Raw genomic sequence first — 23,658 nt, 5'->3', positions numbered from 1 at the left:
GGTTAACTGGCTTGCTCTGGCGCAAAAGCCAATAATAATGGGTTAGCCGATTGGTTAACCAGCGTTTTTATTTCTTTTTGCGCTTTTTTAAACTGACCTCTTAAATGCGGTTTTAAATGTTTTTTAGAGTGTTTATCTTGCTTAAAATAGCTTACTAAAGCATGCATAAATACAGTATGGGTTTCACTGAGCGTGGCTTCGCGATTGGCATATGGGTTGTAACATGAGCCACAACCCCCCTTAAACTGGTATACGGTATTGCTCATCATCACCCCAAAACCTAAAAAGCACGCTAAAGCATCCGTTGCTTGAGGTAAGAACTCTTTACCACCTGGAGGTAATACGCCTACATGATGAATTAAAATGGTAGCAAGAGTACCTGCAAAGCTAGCTACTAAATCTTGTGGCTGATTAATTTGGTTGGGGTTAAACGACACATTAATTGTATGGCTTGGTGGCACCATTAAATGGCAGTGCTCACCACGTAGATGCTCACTAAATTCAAAATGTGGAAACACCTGAGGTTGTAATTGTTGCGGTGCAACAAGTGTTATAGGCCACTCATCCATACCAGCATAGTGTTTAACACGCGCAAACACTTTACTGGCCATTTCTTCAATGCTTGAAACAGAATCAGGAAAAAACTCGACCGTTGGTAAAATAATTTGGCTATGCTTAGTAAAAAAATTCAGGTCAAAGTTTTCTGCAGCCCAAATAAAGGTATCAACTAGCCACTGTTGTTCTTGTTCTGCCAATAAGGGCTTTGATTTAAATAGGGTTAACATAAACTACTCTTGCCCCTGGGCCCATTGCCATGCTTGTGTATTGTATAAAGGCACCGTAGAAAGCGCGTGATGATGACTACCCGTAGATTCTTTCGTTGAGTACGATAAATACAACAACGTATGGGTTTTAGCATCATAAATGCGACGAACTTTTAACGACTTAAACAAAATACTCTTAGATGATTTAAACACGACTTCACCCGACTTACTACGGTCAATAGACTGTAATTGGTCTGCGGTAATTGGCCCTGTTTGACGACAAGCAATCGACATATCTGAAGGATCTGAAAAATCTAAATTAGCCTCAATGTGACTAATATGACAAGTAACCCCTGTAACAAGCGGGTCTTGCTGTGAGTTAACCACCACATCTTTAGTGGTAAACAGCCCTAAACTCACTGAAGCAACATCATCAGAACACCCTGTAAGCCCTGCTAAACACGCAATTAGACTACCCATTTTGAGATACTTCATAGCAAGTCCTTCGTTCATAATAAAATTAAGTTATGCCTTATACTAAACGCTTTCACTGCGATAAAACAAATTTTATAAGCAATAAAAAAGGCACACCCGAAGGAGTGCCTTTGCAAACAAATACAGCTAAAAATAATTAAAAGCTATATTGTGCACCTAGATAAACATAACGACCGGCACCGCCGCTGTAGCCACTATAAAAGTTGCCTCGGCCACTTGGATAAAATGCCCCTTTGTCGTCAAATACATTATTAATCCCGCCAAATACACGCAAGTCACTCTTATCAGTCAGTGCCATAGTGTAAGACGCTGATAAACTATGCTTTAAAAATGAGCCATAGTTTTGATATGCCAGTGGCTCGGGGTTAGCAATACAACCGGCATCGCCCGCAGCACAGCGTTCATCATTTGCAGCAACATACTCAAGGTAATCTTTTTCATCTTCTTGGCTTGCTTTAAAAGCACCTACGTAATTTGTACGCCAGCGGATACGTAAGTCATCCATTTTCCATACAATCGACATAGCGGCTTTATCTTTTGAACGGCCATAACCTGCATACTGAGAAGTCACACTAGAACCATCTAACCCTTCATAGGTTTGCGAGTTTTCAATAATATGATTGTAATCAAGCTTAAATGACAGGTTACCATAGCTACCTATGTCATATTTGTAAGTTGCAACTACATCGTAACCGCGCGCTGTTAACTCATCTAAGTTATATTCACGCTGTAGTATTTTTACAATGTTACCTTCGTCGTTACGGGTAATATCGTTACAATATTCGTTATCACTACCCCACGCAGCCTCTGAGTCATAACATTCACGCATGATGTTTTCGTTACTTATTTCATCAATTGCATCAACAATGGCAATGTCGTAATAATCAACCGCTAAGTTAAAGCCATCTAAAAACTCAGGTGAAACAGTAATACCAAAGGTATAGGTATCGGCTGTTTCTTCTTTTAAGTTTGGATTACCCGTATTTGGTGAATAGTTATTGTCTTCACTTTCAAATTCAAAGTCAGGATCATCAGCCAGCTTTTGTGCCAAGGTTGGCTCTAAACGGCAGTTATCGTGCCCTGGGTTTGTTGATGTTGCCGTTAAGCCATCACAAATATCATCAAATGAATCAAAATCGCCACGAGGGGGTGACAATAGCTCTGTAATAGTTGGGGCACGCTGTGCACGCGCATAGTTAGCACGTAGCATGTACCCGTCAATTGGCTGCCACAATAATCCTAACTTATAACTGGCTACGGTGCTGATATTATCAATACTGTAATTTGCTAAACGCAACGATGTTTCTGCCGATAAGCTTTTAGCAAATGGCACATCTTTAAGTAGTGGCACTGCAAGCTCTGCAAACGCCTCATATACTTCTACTTCACCATAAAAAGAAGGCACAACGTTAAACGTAATACCGCCCGCTTTCATATCATCGCTGGTATCTAAGCTTTGCGAGTCTTTACGATACTCTGCACCAAATACTGCAGACACATTACCTGCTGGCAATTCATATAAGTCACCGGTGATATAACCCATTACCGTGTACTGTTGAATCTCAGTATCAATAATTGGATTTGTACGGATCCAGTCAGCCATTTCAGGGGTAATAGACCCTTCACCAAATAAATTAAGCGGGACACATCCTTGCGCTCGCGCTTCGGCGTCTTTACATTGAATAGTGCCATCGGCTAGCTTTTCAGCTTGCAGGGCTTGGTTAACACGTACCGTGTTTAACTCGTTACTGCGGATTTGATGCTGTTTAAATTGACCATATCCGGCAGAAATATCCCAATCCCATGTATCATCAAACATCATACCTTGCAGGCCAGCCCAGGTACGAATAGTCGTACGGTCGTTATCGGTGCTGATATTACCTACTTCACCAAAACGACGATCCCAATAAATACGGTCTTTGTATGGGTTACTGTCAATAATTTCTTGTGGCACATATGGGTTATCAATAGGAATATAACCTGGCGCAATATCATCGATAGGATCCCCTGTCACTGGGTCGTAGCGAGGTACGTAAGCCCCTTCGTATTCATCTTCTGGTGACTTATCGTTGAACGAGCCACTCTTACTGTATTGAATTTGGAAATAACTCATGATGTCGTCTGTTACATCATAATCGACTTTTATTGCAGTCGAAAAGTTATCACTCGGCACATCAAGCATAACGTACTGCTGTGAATTAATACCATAAATTTCTTCATTGCCTTTCCAATCATCACGTAGCGTTTGACCGTCGTACCAAAACTGAGTGTCGTTATTATTATTCTCTAAAAATACACCACCTAAGGTACCATCGCTTTTGCTTGCCCAATCAGCTTGTGTAATACCGCTCATACACTGATAGCCATCGGCGGTGTACATTTGATTACACATAAGCTCATCATCGTAACTATGCGCCGCTTCTATTTGTGCACGGTCGCGATCGTAAAAGGTCATACCAAAATCACGGTCCCAGTTTGAGCTGACAAATACATAACCGCGATCATCAGCAAATGACGTTCCGTAGTTTAAATCAAGCGTAAATTCGCGACCGCCACCATCTGTTGTTTCACCGCCACGGGCTTGAAATTCAAAACCTTCTTTTTTTGACTGGGTAATAATATTAACAACACCGGCTACCGCATCGGCACCATAAGTGGCCGACGCACCACCACTAATAATTTCAACGCGTTCTACCATACCACTAGGAATGGTATTTAAACTGACATAATTACCGCCGTAACTATTAGAGACAACACGGCGGCCATCAATCAATGTCAACGTTCTATTAGCGCCTAAGTCACGAAGCTGGACTGTTGATAAACCAGTACCCGAAATGCTTGATTGGCTGGTTGTGTTGCCAATACTTTGGCTCAGTGCAGGCATATTATCGATTAATACATCTGAAAGATTGCCTAAGCCTGTATCCTGAATTGATGCTCTGTCCATGGTAACCAGCGGAGTTGTGACCGAAAAACTATCACGCTTTAAACGCGAGCCTGTTACTGTTATTTTCTCTGGTACTTCTTGTACCACTTCTTCGCTTGCCTTAGCAGTTGATTGACGATCAATTGCCTCGTCATTTGCTATTACATGCCCAGATAGACTCGCTGTTATAGCCAAAGCTAAAGCGCATTTTTTGGTTGATATTTTACTCACAGACTTCCCTCATTTTTTATTATCCCATTAGTAGCTTTTTTATTAACTTTTTAGTTATTAAATCTGTTTTGTACTAATTGGTTTGTTTTACTAATAACAGGTTGTAAGTAATCGTGAATAAAAGCACAATGAGAGGTGTCTCGTTTATATCCCTATTTTACATCTATTTAACATCTATTTATTTATAATCATGGACTTACATTTATTGTGTTAGAATGTTGTAAAATTGAATATTAACTAATTATCGTGTTACTTTGCATTAAACAACACGTACAAACATCGCTAATAACTCATACTAGGAAGAGGTTTAAATACACATACTATGAATACTCAACAGCCTTTTTCAATTGGAAGTTGCCAAATATCGGCGTTTGAAAATAAGCTGTTTTGTGCTGATAAAGCCTGTATTTTACAACCTAAATTTATAGAGCTGCTGACCTACTTAGTAGCGTGTTATCCAAATGCGGTGAGTCGGGAACAACTAATCGAAAACGTATGGGATGGTAATCAATATGTGGGTGAAAAAGCACTCACTAATGCCATATGGCACCTTCGTAAAAGCTTTAAAGAGCTTGACCCCGACAACACCTACATAGAAACACTGCGTAAAACAGGTTATCGCTTAGTGCAAAAGCCAATAATGCCAAACGCGCAGAACAGTATTAATACATCCTCTACTCGTCCTAAATATATTTTTGCTGTAGCCATGGCTATCATGGTCTTGTTATTCGCTGGAGTCTGGGGTTACAACGCTTTTAGCGATGAAAATAAGCCACTTGCGCTATCGCGACAAGCAGAGCGGTTATACGATCATGTTGAAACCATTACCACCAGCCCAGGACGAGAGCTGTTCCCCGCTATATCCAGCGACAGTCATTTTTTAGCATATTCTTGGCGCCGCCCTGGTCATAAAGCAAATTTATACTTACGTGATTTACATTTACCCGAACAAGCTGCAATAGCTCTTACCGACACCCCATTCATTGAAGGGCGAGCGGTATTTAGCCCCGACTTAACCTTTGTTTATTATTATCGCCGCATATCGGGTCAAGGTTGTGAGGTTATTCAGCAAAATATTGCCTCGGGAAATACCACTATTTTAGGACAATGCGGCAGCAAAGCGAGTACCGATATAGACATAAATGCCCCGGGCACTAAACTGGTTTATATTAGTGAAGATGATGAAAATAATCTGACTCAACTTAACCTTGTTGATTTAACCTCATCGCCATACACAATTACTCAAATACCTTGTATTTCAGCATGCCAATATAGCGATGAGTCGGTTGTGTTCTCCCCAGATGCAACTCAACTTGTAGTATCTCGTAACTTACCAACGGGGTTTGAAGAATTATTTTTAATCGATATAAAAACAGGCAATGCAAAGCAGTTAACTACTGGGTTTATTGATATGAGAGGCGTTGATTGGCACCCCTCTAAGACGCAACTCGTTTTTTCTGGTGTGAAAAAAGGTAAACGCCAAGGGTACTTTTACAACCTTAAAACACAACAAATGATCAATGCCCGCATAGATGGCTTAAGCTATCCAGAATTTGCCAGTGATGGCAGTTTGTATTTTCATCAGTGGAATATAGACTCGGCTTTAATGCGTTTAGAGGTTAATAATGCGGTTGCAAGCTCTCCTTTCCCAGTGTTATCGAGCCATTTTAGTACCCGCTTTCCTAATTACAATAAAGCCAGAAACAAACTCGCGTTTGTCTCTAATGAGTCGGGCTCAATGGAATTGTGGACCGCAAATAAAGACGGTACGTCTCGAAAGCAGCTCACTAATCTCAATGCCAATATTTACCACCCAGTATGGTCGCCTGATGGTGATTATATTGCTTTTGTTGCCTCGCACCCTAGTGGTCATGCGTTATACCTGTATGACTTTAATAAACAAACCAGTGAATTATTACCTACGGGCTTTAGCGATCATGGTAAACCTAGTTGGGCTGCAGACAGTAAAAGCGTATTAGTCTCTGATGATCAGCACGTGTATCGCTTCGATTTAAATGGTAATAAACTCGAACAAGCCATAGATTCATCAACATTATATGCTTATGAAAACAAGCAAGGCGCTTTAGTTTTTGCCAACCAAGCAACTAATCAATTATGGATCAAAGATCCTGATAGCCAAACTGAGCAACCACTGGTTAGCGAAATTAATTTATCTAATCATAATTCGTGGTACTTTTTTGAAGGCGACACCTTAGCGACATCGCGTATTTACTATTTTAATGTAAAACAAGGTGATTACCGTTTGAGTTATTACGACTTCTCAACCAAAAGCCATCATGACGTTATACGCCTTCCCGAACGCGCATTTAGTCGTACCTCTGGCTTAACCTATATTTCAAATACCAACTGGCTGGTATACTCTTCGTATAAGTCACCACAAATTGACATAAAACGTATCAACCAAAAATATTTGCCCTAAAAGCAACAGCCTGAACTATGCTAAGCCAAATTTTTAAAAATTAAGCTCTATAGGGTTAGCGTGTACAAACCCGTTTGGTATAATTAAACAAACCAATCTAAAGAGGATACGCTAAATGCCACACATTATTATTGAACACTCAGAAGATCTGCCTTTATTACCTCAGGTTCTAGTGGAAAAAATCCACACAACAACATTTGAAAGTGGCTTATTTGATTTAGAAACAATAAAAACTCGTGCGATTGCGTATCAACATTACCAATTAGGTGTGGGTAAAGAAGGGTTTATTCATATTGCTGTACATATTATGGCTGGGCGCTCTATTGAGCAAAAGCAAAAGCTAAGTGAGCAGTTACTAGCGTGCCTACAAACATATTGCAGAGCCTCTGATAGCTTAAGCGTTAATATTTACGAAATGAATCACGAGATTTATCGTAAAAATTAACGGCTATTAAAACATCATAGTTATAGGCAAGTGCTCTATAACTATGATGGTATCCCCGCTCTGCTAATTTTTATAAAACCGCGGTTAAAGCGTAAACTTACCTAGTAAATCCCTTAAAATATTCGACTCTTTATTTAAACCATTACAAAGCTGCTCTGACTTTTTCATATTTTCTTTGGTTTGCTCTGCCGAGTCGGAGATCATTACAATATTTTGGCTAATTTCTGAGGTTGCTAACGTTTGCTCTCGCGTTGCTGTAGCCACTGAGTTATTTAACTCGCTTAACAGTACAATTTCCTGTGAAATACCATTTAATGTATGGCCTGTTTCTTTTAATCGTTCGGCATTTTCTAAAGTGTTTTTGCTGCCCAATTCAATCGCAGTTACCGTGCTTGAAGCTTTAGCATTTAACGAAGCAATCATCTCATTAATTTGCTCTGTAGACTCCGCAGTACGCTGTGCAAGCGTTCTCACTTCATCAGCAACTACTGCAAAACCACGCCCTTGCTCTCCAGCTCTCGCCGCTTCAATTGCCGCATTTAACGCCAATAAGTTAGTTTGCTCAGAAATCCCTTTAATGACATCCAATACATGAGAAATTGATTTAATCTCTGTCGAGAGCTCTAACACCGAAGCCACAGAATTGGCCATCGATGCTTCTAACTGTTCCATTTGTTTAATTGTGCTTTGCACAAAACCAACGCCTTTATGCGTCGTTTCTTCGGTTTTAGTCGCAATATCTGCCGCATTGCTGGCACTGCCAGAAATATCCTGAACCGTAACTTCCATCTCATTAACCGCTGCCGCCACCGTTTGTGTACTCGATGACTGTACCTCAGCTAAATTAGCTGCTCCTTGTACTTGCTCAAGTACATCTTGGGAAATACCTTTAACATGAATTGCCGACTCAGAAACCTGTTTAAACATATAATGTAACTGCTCTAAAAACAGATTAAACTTAATCGCCAAGTCTGAAATTTCATTATTATCGTCAGTAGGAAGTCGCGCTGTTAAATCGCCATCTTTTTCTGTTAACGCATTCACTGCTGAAGTAATGTTTTCAATGGGTCTAAATATTTGCCCTACCAACACGCGTGCTGACGCTAAACCGACAAGAGCAATAATTACACCAAAAATGATATTAGTATTAATAGCACTATTAATTGGGCCATATAATTGCTCTTGGGGAATTTCAGCAACTAGATGCCAACCTAATGAGTTTACAGGCGTACTTGATACAACATAGTCATCACCATCAATTACTTTACTTTGAATTGCCCCATTTTTAATCGGCGTCAAGTCAACAGATTTCCCTATTTTAGTTTTATTACCATGCAGCATAATCTCGCCACTACCAGAGACCAAATAAACAATGCCGCCCTCACCTATCCTATATTCACTTATGAGATCCACCATAGAATCGAGCGAACGGCCAATTCCGGCAATTCCTTGTCGTTGCCCATCAAGCTCAATGGCATAATTAATAAATACCATCACCTCAGAGCTGCCTTTATCTATGTCGAGCGCTACTTCAAATGGTCTATCCGATGCTAAAAAAGCATCAAACCAAGTATCACTACTATCTATTTGCCTGGAAATACCCTCATCGGTGTAATAGTTACGGGAGTTTTTAGAAATAATATATGCGTTACTGGCTTGGTTTTTATTTTTTATATGTTTGAGGTAATCAATAAATTTACCTCGACTTTGCGCATCTTCATTATTATTCATCCATTGCTGCACAAATAAGTTTTGCGCTATTTCTTTGCCTACAACAATAGGTGTAGAAAGTTCCAGCTCTATTTGGCTTTTAACTTCACTAAGCGCAGTCGGTAAATCTACTTTTGCTAGTTTTTCTTCTGTATTTGAGCGAATACTATTGGAAAAGATTAGAGTAGATATTGCTAAAGGAGCAACAACAGCCAGAATAAGGCTGAGGTATACTTTTCGTTTTAATAACATAGAGCACCTAAGGGGTAACTAAGCAGTATTTTATATACCGCACACAATTAACAGTAGCGACATTAAAGGGCATAAAGTAAAGATTTTTATAATAAAACCCCATAACACTTTAATAGTAGATCCAACTGTGTTTATTGCAATGTATTCAATAGAATTAATACAAAAATCAGTGCACTGGTAAAAATACGATAGAAATAATAAAAACGAATTTTATAAACGAGGAAGATGAGTTTCTATTTACTTGGAAAGCTTGTAAAAGTGGTGGCCCCTCCCAGACTCGAACTGGGGACCTAACGATTATGAGTCGTGTGCTCTAACCAACTGAGCTAAGGGGCCAACTTTGTATAACTGTAAGCAGTTAATTTTTGAAGCGTTTAGCCACAGAGCGACTAAAGCGGGTTGCAGTATAAAAAGTTTTTAGGGGCTTGTCACTAGCAAAAAGCTTTATTTTAACAATCAAGGGGCTAACTGCTCAAATAGTAGGCTTTTAGATTTATTGATGATGACTTCGAAGAAACGAACTCATTAAATAATAGTAGTCTGAGTAACTAATACACATACCTTACGATGGCAATTAGCAACTCAGTATTAAATGTATTACTGCGATATGGTGTTATTTTTTGGCGATAATATAAATCGCATGAATTAATCCTGGGAAATAGCCGAGCAAGGTTAGCAGAATATTTAACCAAAAGTGCATCCCTAGCCCCACCTGTAAAAATACACCCAGTGGTGGTAATAAAATAGAAAAAATAATCCTGATAATATCCATAATTTAACCCTTCTAACGTTAGCAAAGCAAAAAGCCCAGCAAGGCTGGGCTTTTAGTATAGTGTATTATTCTGCAATAACAGTTAATTCATCAACTACTTTGCGAACATCTTCAGCGTTCTTAGCAATTTCCATCGCTAATTGCTTTTCAGCATCAGACTCAACTGAACCTTTAAGAGTTACTACACCATTATCGGTATCAACATCAATGTCTGTACCACCTACTTCAGAATCAAATAAGTATCGCGTTGTGATGACTGTTGTGATTTTGGCATCGGTTAAATCACTTTCGGTATCGTTACCCATCATTTTAGAATCATGCTTCTTCATGTCGGTGTTTTTTACCACAGTTAGACTGTTTTCAACATCAGTTACACCATCTAGGCTTAGCACGAGTTCTTCAGCAAGTTCTTTATCTACATCGCTGTTTACTTTACCTGTCAGCATTACCTTGCCGTTTTTTACGTCCGTGTTGATATCAAAGTTGTTTAGATTGGTGTTCATCAGCAGTACTGTTTCTGCCTTTCCATCAATCCAAGCATCTTTGCTTTCGTTTTCCCAGCTGCTTGCTTGAGCGCCCATTGCGGTTGTTCCTAATACTAGGGCTGCAATCATAGACTTATTAAATGTTTTCATAATCGTTCTCCTTTTGATTAAAGACACTTGAACTAATGCGAACATCGGGCCAACTATTTTTACACTTAAATTTCAATAACTTAAATTAAAACTACCGATACTGACTTAAACCTACAAAGTAAACATTTACAGACCATTGCGTAAAACTTTCTCGAATAGCGAAACTTACTAAATAATTGTATATTTGGTTAATCTGTCGTTAATATAATAAAGGATGAAAAAACAAAAAAACATAAAGCAATGATTTTAAATGAATTAATATTTGGTATAAGGCTTGCTTTGAACTAGCCAGCAACCTTAAAAGGATAATTTAAATGTCTGTTAAAATTGAAGACCGCCCTATCGAGCAAGTTCGTGAGCAAGTAATTGATCAACTCATTTATAATTACAGCCATGGTGTCATTTCTGTAGAAGCATTTGAGAGGCGCTTAGACGATGCAATGGCAGCGAGTGACAATAGCGCGCTTATGGCCCTTGTTGAAGATTTAACCTTAAATACTGACCAGCAATATAAGGCACAAAAGCACTCGCAGTTTGCACCTAATTATAGTGCGCAGCATGAGACTGATGAAGAGCCACTTACATTAAGAAGCATTCTTGGTTCAAGTGAACGAAGCGGCCAATGGGTAGTGCCTCAAAACATTTATATAGAAAACTACATGGGGTCAATCAATCTTGATTTTACGGATGCTATTTTTACCCACCAACATGTCACTATTCACGTTAATTGTTACTTTGGCAGCGAAGAAATATATGTACCTGAGCACGTTAATGTAGTTTCTAAAATGTTTTGTATTTTAGGCAGTTTTGAAAATAAAACTGTTTCACTCAATAAACGCCAAGGGCCAACGATTCAAATTGAAGGAAAAACTGTTTTAGGCTCTGTGGAAGTTAAAGTTAAGCGCACTATTAAAGAAAAATTTATTAGCTTTGCAAATGATCTGAAAACTCAACTTGGCATGAATGGTAAACATTATTAAATATGCTAAACATTTGATGAAGCCAAAATTGTTGGCTTCATTCATATTATAAGTCGTTATTTCGCTCACTTGGTACATCACTCATGTACTCTACAAACTCAATCTCAAACCCTGCGGGATCAATATAATAAATGTTCTTTCTAAATGGATTTACAGCGCCTTGCTTACTTATTGCAAAGCCTGCATCCTTTAAGCGCGCTATTACTGCATTTAAATTATTGGTTATATAAGCAAAGTGTGCCAAACCAATTTGATGCCCTGATAAGTCACGATTTTTCCCTTCACCGTGATCGCTTATAGCAATATATTGATCGTTATCACCAAAATGTACCCAGCGCCTTGCTTTACCATACCAAGTTCCTTCTCCCTCACTTCTAATTGACCAATAGGGAAATGCTGCTTGGTAAAACTTAAGCATGGCGTTTATATCACTGACAACTAAATTTACGTGTTCTAATTTCATAATTTTCTTCCTGTTAATTGAATATAGAACATCATAAAACCTCAAGTTCACTTTAGGTAAAGCGCTAATTTACAAATTTATTGCTTGTTTTTATTTCGATAAATATATCGAAAGATCATACCTGTACAAAAAACACTCACAAGTATTTAGGCTTTATGGTTTACTTTATGGCAAAAACCGCTAAAATACGCCGGCTTAAATATATAAACGTTCTTTTACAACCCAAAGGTAATACCATGCATCCAATGTTAAACATTGCGGTTCGCGCTGCGCGTAACGCAGGCAAACTTATTCTTCGTGCAAGTGAAGATTTATCAAAAGTTGAAGTGCAACAAAAAGGCACCAACGATTTAGTTACTAACATTGATAAAGAAGCCGAAGCCGTAATTCGTGAAACTATTTTACGTTCTTACCCTGATCACTGCATCGTTGGTGAAGAGTTAGGCGAACACAAAGGTAAGGATGCTGATTACCAATGGATTGTTGACCCACTTGATGGCACAACTAACTTCATCAAGGGTATCCCTCATTTCGCAGTATCTATTGCACTTAAAGTTAAAGGTCGTTTAGACCAAGCCGTAATTTACGATCCAATTCGTGGCGAGCTTTTCACTGCTTCTCGCGGTCAAGGCGCACAGTTAAACAGCAAACGTTTACGTGTATCTAAAACTGTTGAACTTGCTGGTTCTGTTCTTGCTACAGGCTTTCCTTTCAAACAAAAACATCACTTAGATGCATACTCTGAAGCGTTTAAAGCGTTATTTGTTCACACGGCTGATATTCGTCGTGCAGGCTCTGCTTCGCTAGATATGGCGTATGTTGCAGCGGGCCGTGTTGATGGCTTCTTTGAAATTGGTTTAAAACCTTGGGATACAGCAGCAGGCGAGCTATTAGTTAAAGAAGCTGGCGGCATGATTGTTGATTTTGCTGGCGGTAATAACTACAACGTGAGCGGTAACGTAATCTGTGGTGCACCTAAGCTAACACAGGCAATTGTTCGCGAAATGCGCCCAGTATTATCTGAGTCGCTATTACGTTAATCGTAATTACGTACTAAAAAAGGAGCCTAGGCTCCTTTTTTGCTTTTTGTTAGCCACTTTTTTTACTATTGGATAAACGTACAATAGCGGGAGCAGGCCTTCTTCGATTACATATAAATAAGTAGCTGTGACGATAACGTTTTGCTTCTTTTTTAGCATCTGTCGCTAATGCCGCTACTTGATGGCTATTTTTACACTGCTGCAGGTCCGGCTCAACTAAACCTATCGATAATGTAAGTAAAGGTACAAACTGCTTTTCGCCCTCTCGATTAGTTGCCCAATACCCTTTTCCAGCAATATGCTCTGGCGTAAAAAATACGCGTGACTGCAATTCAAATTGCGTGATAATAGTATTACAAATCTCCACGGCATCTTTTTTTTCAAACACCACCATAAAGTCATCGCCGCCAATATGCCCGACAAAGTTAGCGCTGTGCGCACACGCTTTTACAGTCACATCGGCCAGAAGTTTTATTACGCTGTCACCACTGGCATAGCCATATAAATCGTTAAATTGTTTAAAGTGATTTAAATCGATATAAGCTAGTGAAAATGGCTGTTTATGTTGTAGACGCTGCTCTATTACCTCACTAATTGCCACATTACCCGGTAACATGGTCAAAGGGTTAGCATGTTGAGCGTGGCGGATTTTTTCTGCTGTAATGTGCTTTAGTATGTCTCTGAGCGGTGCCAAGCCTAAATACTTATTGTTGCAGGTGATAACAATATGGCGACGAATATCAAAGTCTTGCTCTGTTATTTGCTGGGAGACAATATCAAGCATTTGATTTTCATCAACCACCAAAGGTTGTTTATCCATTAACTCAGTGACTTCACATTTATCATAAAGTGCATGCCCATAAGGCGCGGCAAACACTTCTGTTAGCTGATCTTTGTGTAACAGCCCTATTGGCTGCTGACTGCTATTTAATACCGGTAAGCTGATTATGCTTTTGTCTTGCTCAAAAAGTGCATGAGCTTCTTTACAACGCGTATGACTGCTAATAGCAGGCTGAGCAACAGCAAGCACACCTATTGCCATTGATTGTTCAAACTTTGAGGCGGCTTGGGTCGAAGTGAGCGATTGTAACTGTTTACAGTTGTAGTCATAACTTGGCTGTTGACTCGGTCTTTCTAACAAAAACCCTTGAACATGACTTATGCCTATACTTTTAACTAAATCTAGCTCTTCGGAACGTTCAATTCCCTCTGCAATCACCGCTGTATTTGTTGCCCGTGCTAACACCATGATTGATTTTAGAAATTCTTTTTTAACTTCGCTTTGATCGCAATGATCAATAAAGTAACGATCAATTTTTACAATATCTGGGCATAACTGCGACCATTGCTTTAGTCCTGAATAACCTGCACCGAGATCGTCAATAGCAATCGTAAAGCCTAGCTCTCGATAATGAGCGATGGTTTTTAACAGTAAAAAACCATCATCTACTTTTTCTTGTTCAGTTACTTCAATCACCACTCGATTGGCAGCAAGACCAAACTGTTCAATTAAATGTAAGGTTTCGCCTTTAGGGTGGCTCGGATCGAGTAGAATTTTTGGGCTGACATTTAAAAATAACTTCCCTTGCAGACTGAGTTTTACAAAATTTTCAATGGCGCGAGAACGGCATAAAAGCTCAAGCTCTGAAATCAATTGGTATTTATGAGCTGCTTCGAATAGCTTATTTGGCATGGCTAACGGACCATTTTTAGGGCCACGGCTAAGCGCTTCATACCCAATAATAGATTGCTTAGCTATATCGAAAATAGGTTGGAACAAGGTTGTTATTGCTCCTTGTTGTAAAATTGATTCTAAGACTTGTCGTTGCTCAGTCACTACTAGCTCAAATAAAAATTTAATAAGAGCAATAAAATACCAACTGAGTATGACTATTATGTGACTTATCTAGGAGGCAATAAAAAACCGCTCACTAGGAGCGGCTTTGTTTTAAGAATAGTTTAATCTCAATTAAGGCATTGGATCTAAATCAGCGCCTTCTTTTTCAATTACTTCTGGTATTAAATCTTCTTTACTTACGCCCATGGCAATAGCCACCGAACTGGCAACGTAAACTGAAGAATAAGTACCAATAAACACACCAAATAGTAGTGCAGTAGCAAAGCCATGAATGGTTTGGCCACCCCATACAAATAACGCAATCAATACTAAAATAGTAGTGATTGAGGTTACTAAGGTACGGTTAAGTGTTTGCGTAAGCGAGATATCGATAATTTCAATCGTGTCGTCAATACGCACTTTGCGGAAGTTTTCACGAATACGGTCTGATACAACAATGGTATCGTTTAGTGAGTAACCAATCACGGCAAGTATTGCTGCCAAAATAGTTAAGTCAAACTCTAAACCAAGCACCGAGAATAAACCAATCGTAATGATTACATCGTGTAAAAGCGCGCCAACTGCGCCCACAGCAAAACGCCATTCAAAGCGAAACGCCACGTAAATTAAGATACAAATAAGCGCAGTTAACATGGCAAGGCCACCCTGCTCTTTTAAGTCTTCACCTACGCTTGGGCCTACAAACTCAATGCGGCGCATTACTACGCTATCATCAGCTTGTTTAAGGGCAGCAATTACTTGGTTACCAATTACTTCTGCTTTTACATCATCACCGCGAGGGGCTAAACGGACCAGTATTTCTTGGCTTGAGCCAAAAAGCTGTACCGATGCATCAGCAAAGTCGTTTTCAGCCAGTACATTACGTACTTTTTTCAGATCGGCAGGTTGCGAAAAACCTACCTCAACTGCTGTACCGCCAGTAAAATCTAAACCGAAATTTAAGCCTTTAACAAAAAGTGACGCCAGCGACGCTATGATTAATAACGTAGAAAAGCCCATTGCCACTTTTCGAAGAGACATGAAACGAAGGGTTTTTCCGCCCAATCTTAAAATTTGCATGTCTGCTCCTTAAATTGAAAGTTTATCAACACGTTTACCACCAATAAATAGGTTGATCACCGCACGGGTACCTACAATTGCTGTAAACATAGACGTTAAAATACCAATTGCTAGGGTTACCGCAAAGCCTGCAACAGGACCGGTACCAACAGCAAACAAGATAATCGCCGCAATTAATGTGGTGATATTGGCATCAAAAATAGTACTAAAGGCGCTATCGTAACCAAAATGGACCGCTTGTTGAGGGCTGCGGCCATCGGCTAGCTCTTCACGAATACGCTCAAATATAAGTACGTTCGCATCAACAGCCATACCAACAGTCAGTACAATACCAGCTATACCCGGTAGAGTAAGCGTTGCACCAGGAATTAATGACATAACACCAATAATAAGTACTAAGTTGGCAGCCAGTGCAATATTCGCAACAAGGCCAAAACCTTTGTAGTAAATAAGCATAAAGGCCAGTACAAACGCAAAGCCAAGAGCTACAGCGGTCATACCTGCTTCAATGTTTTCTTGACCTAGGCTTGGCCCAACCGTACGTTCTTCTACAATTTGAATAGGCGCAACCAGTGCACCCGCACGTAGTAGTAAACTTAAGTTATGTGCTTCAGCTGGGTTATCAATACCGGTAATGCGGAATGAACGGTCAAGACGCGCTTGAATGGTTGCTACGTTAATAACTTCTTCCACTTTAATTGGCGGAAGTGCTTTACCGTCACTGTCTTTTTTACCTGATGGCTTGTATTCAATAAACACGGTAGCCATGCGTTTACCGATAGCACGCTTGGTAAAGGCATTCATTTTTGCCCCACCTTTACTATCGAGTTTAATGCTTACTTGTGGGCGCTGGTACTCATCCGCACCTGACTGCGCGCCAGTAATATGGCTGCCTTCAAGAATAATGCGTTTTTTTAGTACTACAGGGTAACCATCACGACTCATGATCATTTCAGTACCCGGAGGGATACGACCTTGAGCAGCCGCGCTTATGTCAGCATTTTCGTCAACTTCACGAAACTCAAGCGTTGCCGTAGCACCTAAAATTTCTTTAGCGCGAGCGGTATCTTGAATCCCTGGTAATTGCACAATAATACGTTCAGCACCTTGGCGCTGTACGTTTGGCTCTGCAACCCCAATTTGATTGATACGATTACGAATAATCGTTTCGTTTTGCTTGATAGCGTAGTCACGAATTTCTTTTAGCTTTAGCTCACTCATGGTGGCAAAGAATGCGTTATCGTTACTGCTATCATCAATGTAAACGTTTAGAGGGTAACGACTTTCTAAAAAGCGCTCTGCAGCGTCTTTATCTTCTTCGTTACGCATTTCTACACGCATACGCTCAGTGCCAGCTACACGGCGCACACTACGATAACGTAGTTTTTCTTCGCGCAGGTCGCTGCGAAAATCTTGCTCCATTTGCTCTAACTGATTATCCACCGCAGTGACCATATCGATTTCCATGGTGAAATGCACACCACCACTTAGATCTAGGCCTAACTTCATAGGATTACCGCCCAGCGACTTTAACCAAGCCGGTTGTGCAGGAGCCATATTAATTGCTGAGATATAATCGTTACTAAGCGAGTTACGCAGTAAGTCTTGCGCTTTAAGTTGGTCTTCAACGTTTTTAAAGCGAACAAGAATTTGCCCGTCTTCGAGCTTTGTCGATTTAGCGCTAACGTTATCTTTTTTGAGGATTGCGTTTACTTTGTCTACAACACTGAGGTCAACATCGGTGCCTTTAGCGCCAGAAACCTGTATGGCCGGATCGCGGCCATACAGGTTTGGTGAAGCATATAAAAGGCCAATGGCTAACACAGCTAAAACAAGTAAATACTTCCAAATTGGAAACTTGTTTAACACGGGGTCGTCCTTATTATTTTTATAGCGACTTCATTGTGCCTTTAGGCAATACAGCAGATACCGCTGATTTTTGTACTGTTACTTCTGCTTGCTCATTTAATGAGATCACGATGAAGTCTTTATCATCGGCAATTTTTACGATTTTACCCACTAAACCACCTTGGGTTAGCACTTCATCGCCTTTTGCCATCGCACTCATTAAACTTTTATGCTCTTTTACACGCTTTGCTTGCGGGCGGTAAATTAAAAAGTAAAAAACCAAACCAAAAATCGCTAACATAATTAGCATTTCCATACCGCCGCCTGCCGCAGGTGCGCCAGCGCTTGCATGTGCGTTTGAAATAAATAAACTCATAATACTTCCTCTTTAATTTTTAAATTTTAATTTGTTGTATCAGCTAGCTCTGGCACTTCTTGGCCTCGGCGAGCGTAAAAATCGTGGACAAATGTCTCTAGTTGACCTTCGCTAATAGCATTACGCAAACCTTCCATAACACGTTGATAGTATCGTAAGTTATGGATAGTGTTTAGTCGTGCACCCAAAATTTCGTTACATTTGTCTAAATGATGCAAATAGGCGCGCGAATAATTATTACAGGTATGGCAATCACACTCTGGATCAAGTGGACCCGTATCTGTTTTATGCACTGCGTTACGGATTTTAATGGTACCCGTTGTAATAAATAAGTGACCATTACGTGCATTACGCGTTGGCATTACACAGTCAAACATATCAATACCACGACGAACCGACTCAACTAAGTCTTCTGGCTTGCCAACACCCATCAAATAACGTGGTTTGTTTTCTGGCATTTTATAAGCACAATGATCAAGAATATTAATCATTTCATTTTTAGGTTCACCAACCGATAAACCACCAAGCGCATAGCCATCAAAACCAATCTCTTCAAGGCCCGCTTGTGATTGTGCACGAAGCTCAGGATACATACCGCCTTGAATAATACCAAACAATGCTGACGGGTTGTCGCCATGCCCTTCTTTTGAGCGCTTAGCCCAACGAAGAGAAAGCTCCATAGAGTCTTTGGCTTCTTTTTCAGTGGCAGGATATGGCGTACATTCGTCAAATATCATCACGATATCTGAGCCAAGATCACGCTGCACTTCCATTGATTTCTCTGGCGACATCATAATTTGATCACCATTAACTGGCGATTGGAACATTACGCCTTCTTCAGTGATTTTACGCATTGCGCCAAGGCTAAATACTTGGAAACCGCCTGAGTCAGTAAGAATTGGGAAGTCCCAGTTCATAAAATCGTGTAAATCACCATGCTGTTTGATGATTTCAGTACCTGGACGCAACATTAAGTGAAATGTATTGCCTAAACAGATTTGTGCACCCGTTGCTTTAACTTCATCAGGTGTCATGCCTTTAACCGTGCCATAAGTGCCTACAGGCATAAACGCTGGTGTTTCTATTACACCTCGGTCAAAAATCAAGCGACCGCGGCGTGCTTTGCCATCGGTGCAGTCTAATTCAAATTTCATAATATCCTCTGTGTCGGAAAAACAGTCCAACAAGCTATAATTTAACCGCTCGATTCTACCCTTTTTACCACCCTATTACTATTAGCAGTGATAAATTCACTGTGCTTGGGAGTAAAATAAAAACCGATAACGCTGTAAATTATTTACGGGTCAAAAACATCGCATCGCCATAGCTAAAAAAGCGATACTGTTGTTCAATCGCAGTATTGTAAGCACCCATAATATTGTCTTGCCCTGCAAAGGCACTGACCAGCATGATTAGGGTTGATTCAGGTAAATGGAAGTTGGTAACCATGGCATCAACAACATTAAATTGATAACCCGGAAAAATAAAAATATCGGTATCACCAAAGTAAGTATCTAACTTGCCGCCATGTATTTTTGCTGCCGACTCAAGTGAACGAACTGAAGTTGTACCTACCGCAATCACACGCCCGCCCTTGGCTTTAGTGCTTGCAACCGCATCCACCACATCTTGCGGTACTTCAATATATTCAGAGTGCATGATGTGCTCATCAACACTTTCTACCCTAACTGGCTGGAATGTACCTGCACCAACATGCAAGGTAACAAACGCCATTTGTACGCCTTTGTCTTTAAGCGCAGTCATGAGTTTATCGTCAAAATGAAGGCCTGCTGTTGGTGCCGCAACCGCGCCTGGCTTTTCACCATATACTGTTTGGTAACGCTCACGATCCGCTTCGTTATCTGGGCGGTCAATGTAAGGAGGAAGCGGCATATGGCCAACATCATTTAAAATGTCGAGCACATTTTCACTGCGGTCAAACTCAAGCTCAAATAACGTATCGTGGCGTGCCACCATAATAGCTTTTGCTTTGCCCTCTAAAATGAGCACATTGCCCGGTTTTGGCGATTTACTAGCGCGAATGTGCGCGAGCACGCGGTGTTCGTCTAATACGCGTTCTACCAGCACCTCAACTTTACCGCCAGATTCTTTTTGACCAAACATACGCGCAGGTATTACTTTGGTGTTGTTAAAAACCAGTAAGTCGTTTTCGTTTACAAGCTCAAGAATGTCACTAAATATTTTATGCTCAACAGCACCACTCGGCCCGTCTAAGCTCAATAAACGGCTACTGGTTCTGTCTGCTTTAGGAAAACGAGCAATTAATTCATCAGGTAAGTCAAAGCTAAAATCAGCTACGCGCATTGTTAGAATTCCACATCATTTAAAATCGCGCCAAGTGTATACCCAAACCACCTCAAAATGCGAGTGTCGTCGGAATTAAAAGCGATTTAGGCAAGGCATTGATAGCAAATAATAGTGGTTCTATTATTAATATCAATAACGCAGTATAAATCGCTTTTAAGCCAACCCTTGGGCGTTTCACAGGGGCATACTCTCATCGTTGCTACTTCTTGAAAGGGACGACCATTACTGCAAAGTATCGCCTTGATATTAAGCCCCTGTGAAGCGCTGAATTCTGCATTTTGAGATGGTTTGGGTATTTAGCTATTAGTAATGAAGCTCAAGATATCCCCTATATTCCCCCTAATTAGCCATCAATGAGCTACATTTAAAATAGCGGTTAAATACGCTTGTTCTTATCGCTAAATATCATTACTCTTACTAATTGAATTATTATCTGCATTTCTCGGAGTGGTACCTAAGTGGCAAAACAGCTTAAATTGCTAATATTAAATGCAAGTAATGATGAGCGCCAGACTATACGTGCCACGCTGGAGAGGCTTAGTGTGTTTGAGTTTATTGAAGCCTCAGACAGCCAAGATGCGTTAAAAATCTTAAAGAACCAAAGCGTAAATATAATCATAACCGGCTTAGATGTAGGTAAAATTGATGGTTGGCGGTTTTCACGTATGATCCGCTCTGGTTTGCTAAACACGCCGAAAAACACGCCTATTTTGCTAATTCCGCCCATTTATTGTGAGCGTATCGCTGAAACCACCGCGCGTAGCTATGGCATTGATGCAGTACTGCCTTTTGAGCGCCAAGATATATTGCCGCAAATACTAGCAAATGTGCTGTCGAGTCATTTAGAAAAAAGCAGTCGCTTAAACCTGTTGTTATTAGAACCCTTTACCAGCAGAGCAAACGACATGAGTGAACAATTAAAGCTTAACTTTTCAATTACTCATGTTACTAACGAAAAAGACGCGCTCAGTGCCTATAATCAGCAGCCGTTTGCTATCGTGCTACTTGATGCCACTGCAGCACAAGCTGAGAGCTCAAATCAATTAGTCGAAAAGATCCTACAGCATAACCCTCAGCAAGCCATTGTTACTATTATTGATAAAAACGATGCCGATTACGCCGAGCAGTTATTACTTTCAGGCGTTACCGACTTTATTCGCGCCCCTTACGACCCCTCATTTTTAAATAAAGTCTGTGATCACGCAGCTCGTCGTGAAGACTTTATGGTCAGCTATGCTGAATTTGCTAATAAGGTACAGCAGCTAAGTATTAGTGAAGTAAAGTATCGCGACCTATTTTCAGCGCATCAACGTATTTTATTGCACCTAAACACAGTTGTACTTGAATTAGACCAACAAGGGAATATTCGCTTTATAAACCCTGCGTGGGAATCTCTGAGCGGCTTTGGAGTTAAGTCGACCTTACAACAACCACTCACTGCATTTTGTACCACAGAGTATCAACAGTCATTACAAGCGACGATTGATGATATTTTACAAGGTGGCGCAAACAAACAAAAAATAGAAGTTAAACTAAGCCAAAAAAATGGTAATTCAGTGTGGGTTGAATGTCGGCTTCAGTTAATAAAAAATAGCAGCAACAACGCTACCATTACCGCCACACTCGATAATATTCATGAGCGCAAGCAAGCAGAGCTGCAATTACGCCATTTGGCATTGCATGATACTTTAACTGGCCTACATAATCGTTATTACTTCGACCAACAGCTTAACTATATTTGCCAGAGCGAAAATACTCATACAAATATTGAACATGCGCTTATTTATATTGACCTTGACCACTTTAAAATAATAAATGACAGTAAAGGCCACCAACAAGGTGACATTGTTTTAAAAGAAGTAGCGCAGCTATTTATTGCCAATATTAGTAATGAGCATCTGATCTGCCGTGTCGGTGGTGATGAGTTTGCGGTGATACTTAAAAATACCAATTTATTGGATGCCCATTTAATCGCAGAAGGGATTTGTAGTGCCATTGAAGGCAACCAATTTAAATCTGAAGAGCAAATCTATTCAATTAGTTGCTCTATTGGTTTAACCCAAATCACTGCTGATAACTGCGATCCAAATGAATGCTTAAAGCAGTCAGATATTGCGTTGTATATTGCTAAAAATTTAGGCCGTAACCTAGTACATTGCTATTCAAAACAAGATGGTGAAAACAATGCGCTGCAAACGGGTTTAGAGTGGGGTCATGGAGTACGCCAAGCACTCCAACAAGACAGCATAGAGCTTCATTACCAACCCATTTGGGATTTTAAAACCAATCAAGTTGCCTACTTTGAAGTACTGCTAAGGTTAAAACTCGATGGCGAGCTTATTTACCCAAATCAATTTATTCCCTCATTGGAAATGCTTAACGATACCTTTTTAATGGACCAATGTGTTATTCGTAACAGCATTGCGAGTGTTGCTGCACATCCAGAACTTCTTCAGATTGCAATAAACTTATCGGCACAGTCATTTTTAGATGAGCGTTTATTGCCATTAATAGAGTCGACCCTTGAGAAGTATCAAGTATCTCCGGCGAAAATTATTTTTGAAATAACCGAGTCGGCCAGTATTAATAATTTAGCGGCGACGCGTAAAATGATTGAGCGGCTAAATAATTTAGGCTGCCACTTTTCAATTGATGACTTTGGCACCGGCTTCAGTACTTTTAATTACCTTAAACAATTACCAGCTCAACACGTAAAAATTGACGGCTCATTTGTTCGCGATATGCTTAATGACTCCATTGATTTAGCGCTAGTAAAGGCCATAAATGACATCAGTCGCTCACTAGATAAGCGCTCTGTAGCCGAATATGTTGAAACCGCAGAAGTGTTTTTTGCACTTAAAGAAATTGGTATCGACTACGGGCAAGGTTACTTTATTGCTCGCCCTGTACCTATTGACAAGGTACTGATTGAGTTAGAAAAAATAAAAAATAATCCTATTTTTTATCAAGACACCCTCACGTCACTATAAACATTAATAAACAAATTTAAGCAATTTATTACTTTCAAATTTGCCT

At 40.1% G+C, this 23,658-nt stretch carries 18 protein-coding genes and 1 tRNA gene; 5 read left to right on the top strand and 14 right to left on the bottom strand.

Annotated features, from left to right (window positions below; translation table 11 throughout):
* Positions 1 to 2: 2 nt before the first annotated feature.
* The 3 genes from P20439_RS09305 to P20439_RS09295 all read right to left on the bottom strand — a co-directional run bounded on the left by P20439_RS09305 (position 3) and on the right by P20439_RS09295 (position 4,416).
* On the bottom strand, positions 3 to 785 hold the full coding sequence (locus P20439_RS09305; RefSeq protein ID WP_008466375.1) for a hypothetical protein: 783 nt from the start codon (positions 783 to 785) through the stop codon (positions 3 to 5).
* Positions 786 to 788: 3 nt separating this feature from the next.
* On the bottom strand, positions 789 to 1,259 hold the full coding sequence (locus P20439_RS09300; protein ID WP_008466374.1) for a CreA family protein: 471 nt from the start codon (positions 1,257 to 1,259) through the stop codon (positions 789 to 791).
* A 136-nt stretch (positions 1,260 to 1,395) separates the two neighbouring features.
* Complete coding sequence (locus P20439_RS09295) at positions 1,396 to 4,416, bottom strand: TonB-dependent receptor domain-containing protein (protein ID WP_008466372.1); 3,021 nt, start codon at positions 4,414 to 4,416, stop codon at positions 1,396 to 1,398.
* 322 nt (positions 4,417 to 4,738) lie between these two features.
* Between P20439_RS09295 and P20439_RS09290 the strand changes: the two genes are divergently transcribed.
* Together P20439_RS09290 and P20439_RS09285 are read left to right on the top strand one after the other, a co-directional pair.
* A complete protein-coding gene (locus tag P20439_RS09290; protein ID WP_008466370.1) occupies positions 4,739 to 6,856 on the top strand; it encodes a winged helix-turn-helix domain-containing protein in 2,118 nt (705 codons plus the stop codon).
* 115 nt (positions 6,857 to 6,971) lie between these two features.
* Entirely contained in the window at positions 6,972 to 7,301 is a 330-nt protein-coding gene (locus P20439_RS09285; protein ID WP_008114843.1) for a 5-carboxymethyl-2-hydroxymuconate Delta-isomerase, read from the top strand.
* A gap of 84 nt (positions 7,302 to 7,385) precedes the next feature.
* Here P20439_RS09285 and P20439_RS09280 read toward each other — a convergent pair whose 3' ends face one another.
* The 4 genes from P20439_RS09280 to P20439_RS09265 form a co-directional block, all read right to left on the bottom strand.
* Positions 7,386 to 9,263, bottom strand: a complete 1,878-nt coding sequence (locus P20439_RS09280) for a methyl-accepting chemotaxis protein (RefSeq protein WP_008466368.1) — start codon at positions 9,261 to 9,263, stop codon at positions 7,386 to 7,388.
* Between the two features lie 259 nt (positions 9,264 to 9,522).
* Positions 9,523 to 9,599, bottom strand: a tRNA-Ile gene (locus P20439_RS09275).
* Between the two features lie 277 nt (positions 9,600 to 9,876).
* Positions 9,877 to 10,035, bottom strand: coding sequence for a YqaE/Pmp3 family membrane protein (locus P20439_RS18230; protein WP_008466367.1), 159 nt, complete (start codon positions 10,033 to 10,035; stop codon positions 9,877 to 9,879).
* 65 nt (positions 10,036 to 10,100) lie between these two features.
* The gene (locus P20439_RS09265; protein ID WP_008466365.1) at positions 10,101 to 10,670 is read right to left on the bottom strand and encodes a BON domain-containing protein; all 570 of its coding nucleotides are present in this window, start codon (positions 10,668 to 10,670) and stop codon (positions 10,101 to 10,103) included.
* A 314-nt stretch (positions 10,671 to 10,984) separates the two neighbouring features.
* On the opposite strand from P20439_RS09265, the gene P20439_RS09260 reads away from it, so the two are divergent.
* The gene (locus tag P20439_RS09260; protein WP_008466362.1) at positions 10,985 to 11,650 is read left to right on the top strand and encodes a LiaF domain-containing protein; all 666 of its coding nucleotides are present in this window, start codon (positions 10,985 to 10,987) and stop codon (positions 11,648 to 11,650) included.
* A gap of 46 nt (positions 11,651 to 11,696) precedes the next feature.
* On the opposite strand, the gene P20439_RS09255 is transcribed toward P20439_RS09260, so the two are convergent.
* A complete protein-coding gene (locus P20439_RS09255) occupies positions 11,697 to 12,113 on the bottom strand; it encodes a VOC family protein (protein WP_008466360.1) in 417 nt (138 codons plus the stop codon).
* A gap of 236 nt (positions 12,114 to 12,349) precedes the next feature.
* Here P20439_RS09255 and suhB point away from each other — a divergent pair, with 236 nt between their 5' ends.
* Positions 12,350 to 13,153, top strand: coding sequence for an inositol-1-monophosphatase (suhB, locus tag P20439_RS09250; protein ID WP_036933460.1), 804 nt, complete (start codon positions 12,350 to 12,352; stop codon positions 13,151 to 13,153).
* A gap of 49 nt (positions 13,154 to 13,202) precedes the next feature.
* Here suhB and P20439_RS09245 read toward each other — a convergent pair whose 3' ends face one another.
* From P20439_RS09245 to queA, 6 genes are all read right to left on the bottom strand, one after another.
* Entirely contained in the window at positions 13,203 to 14,990 is a 1,788-nt protein-coding gene (locus P20439_RS09245) for a bifunctional diguanylate cyclase/phosphodiesterase (protein ID WP_036933425.1), read from the bottom strand.
* Positions 14,991 to 15,122: 132 nt separating this feature from the next.
* Positions 15,123 to 16,070, bottom strand: coding sequence for a protein translocase subunit SecF (secF, locus tag P20439_RS09240; protein ID WP_008466355.1), 948 nt, complete (start codon positions 16,068 to 16,070; stop codon positions 15,123 to 15,125).
* A 9-nt stretch (positions 16,071 to 16,079) separates the two neighbouring features.
* Positions 16,080 to 17,939 (bottom strand): protein translocase subunit SecD, encoded by a 1,860-nt coding sequence (gene secD, locus P20439_RS09235; protein WP_008466352.1) that lies wholly within the window; start codon positions 17,937 to 17,939, stop codon positions 16,080 to 16,082.
* Positions 17,940 to 17,958: 19 nt separating this feature from the next.
* The gene (yajC, locus tag P20439_RS09230) at positions 17,959 to 18,294 is read right to left on the bottom strand and encodes a preprotein translocase subunit YajC (protein WP_008114830.1); all 336 of its coding nucleotides are present in this window, start codon (positions 18,292 to 18,294) and stop codon (positions 17,959 to 17,961) included.
* Between the two features lie 26 nt (positions 18,295 to 18,320).
* On the bottom strand, positions 18,321 to 19,448 hold the full coding sequence (gene tgt, locus P20439_RS09225; RefSeq protein WP_008114828.1) for a tRNA guanosine(34) transglycosylase Tgt: 1,128 nt from the start codon (positions 19,446 to 19,448) through the stop codon (positions 18,321 to 18,323).
* A gap of 139 nt (positions 19,449 to 19,587) precedes the next feature.
* Positions 19,588 to 20,619, bottom strand: a complete 1,032-nt coding sequence (queA, locus tag P20439_RS09220) for a tRNA preQ1(34) S-adenosylmethionine ribosyltransferase-isomerase QueA (RefSeq protein ID WP_008466350.1) — start codon at positions 20,617 to 20,619, stop codon at positions 19,588 to 19,590.
* Positions 20,620 to 21,080: 461 nt separating this feature from the next.
* On the opposite strand from queA, the gene P20439_RS09215 reads away from it, so the two are divergent.
* Positions 21,081 to 23,612: an EAL domain-containing protein gene (locus P20439_RS09215; protein WP_008466347.1), complete on the top strand. Its 2,532-nt coding sequence runs from the start codon at positions 21,081 to 21,083 to the stop codon at positions 23,610 to 23,612.
* Positions 23,613 to 23,658: the final 46 nt, after the last annotated feature.

The organism is Pseudoalteromonas sp. BSi20439, assembly GCF_000241165.1.
Taxonomy (GTDB): Bacteria; Pseudomonadota; Gammaproteobacteria; order Enterobacterales; family Alteromonadaceae; genus Pseudoalteromonas.
Note: the sequence above shows the minus strand (reverse complement) of the source record. Positions and strands in the feature narration are given on the sequence as shown.

Bases quoted from the DNA above. Each gene is read 5' to 3' on its own strand.
- P20439_RS09305 (WP_008466375.1), bottom strand. From the start codon at position 785: ATGTTAACCCTATTTAAATCAAAGCCCTTATTGGCAGAACAAGAACAA.
- P20439_RS09300 (WP_008466374.1), bottom strand. From the start codon at position 1,259: ATGAAGTATCTCAAAATGGGTAGTCTAATTGCGTGTTTAGCAGGGCTT.
- P20439_RS09290 (WP_008466370.1), top strand. From the start codon at position 4,739: ATGAATACTCAACAGCCTTTTTCAATTGGAAGTTGCCAAATATCGGCG.
- P20439_RS09285 (WP_008114843.1), top strand. From the start codon at position 6,972: ATGCCACACATTATTATTGAACACTCAGAAGATCTGCCTTTATTACCT.
- P20439_RS09280 (WP_008466368.1), bottom strand. From the start codon at position 9,263: ATGTTATTAAAACGAAAAGTATACCTCAGCCTTATTCTGGCTGTTGTT.
- P20439_RS18230 (WP_008466367.1), bottom strand. From the start codon at position 10,035: ATGGATATTATCAGGATTATTTTTTCTATTTTATTACCACCACTGGGT.
- P20439_RS09265 (WP_008466365.1), bottom strand. From the start codon at position 10,670: ATGAAAACATTTAATAAGTCTATGATTGCAGCCCTAGTATTAGGAACA.
- P20439_RS09260 (WP_008466362.1), top strand. From the start codon at position 10,985: ATGTCTGTTAAAATTGAAGACCGCCCTATCGAGCAAGTTCGTGAGCAA.
- P20439_RS09255 (WP_008466360.1), bottom strand. From the start codon at position 12,113: ATGAAATTAGAACACGTAAATTTAGTTGTCAGTGATATAAACGCCATG.
- suhB (WP_036933460.1), top strand. From the start codon at position 12,350: ATGCATCCAATGTTAAACATTGCGGTTCGCGCTGCGCGTAACGCAGGC.
- secF (WP_008466355.1), bottom strand. From the start codon at position 16,070: ATGCAAATTTTAAGATTGGGCGGAAAAACCCTTCGTTTCATGTCTCTT.
- yajC (WP_008114830.1), bottom strand. From the start codon at position 18,294: ATGAGTTTATTTATTTCAAACGCACATGCAAGCGCTGGCGCACCTGCG.
- tgt (WP_008114828.1), bottom strand. From the start codon at position 19,448: ATGAAATTTGAATTAGACTGCACCGATGGCAAAGCACGCCGCGGTCGC.
- queA (WP_008466350.1), bottom strand. From the start codon at position 20,619: ATGCGCGTAGCTGATTTTAGCTTTGACTTACCTGATGAATTAATTGCT.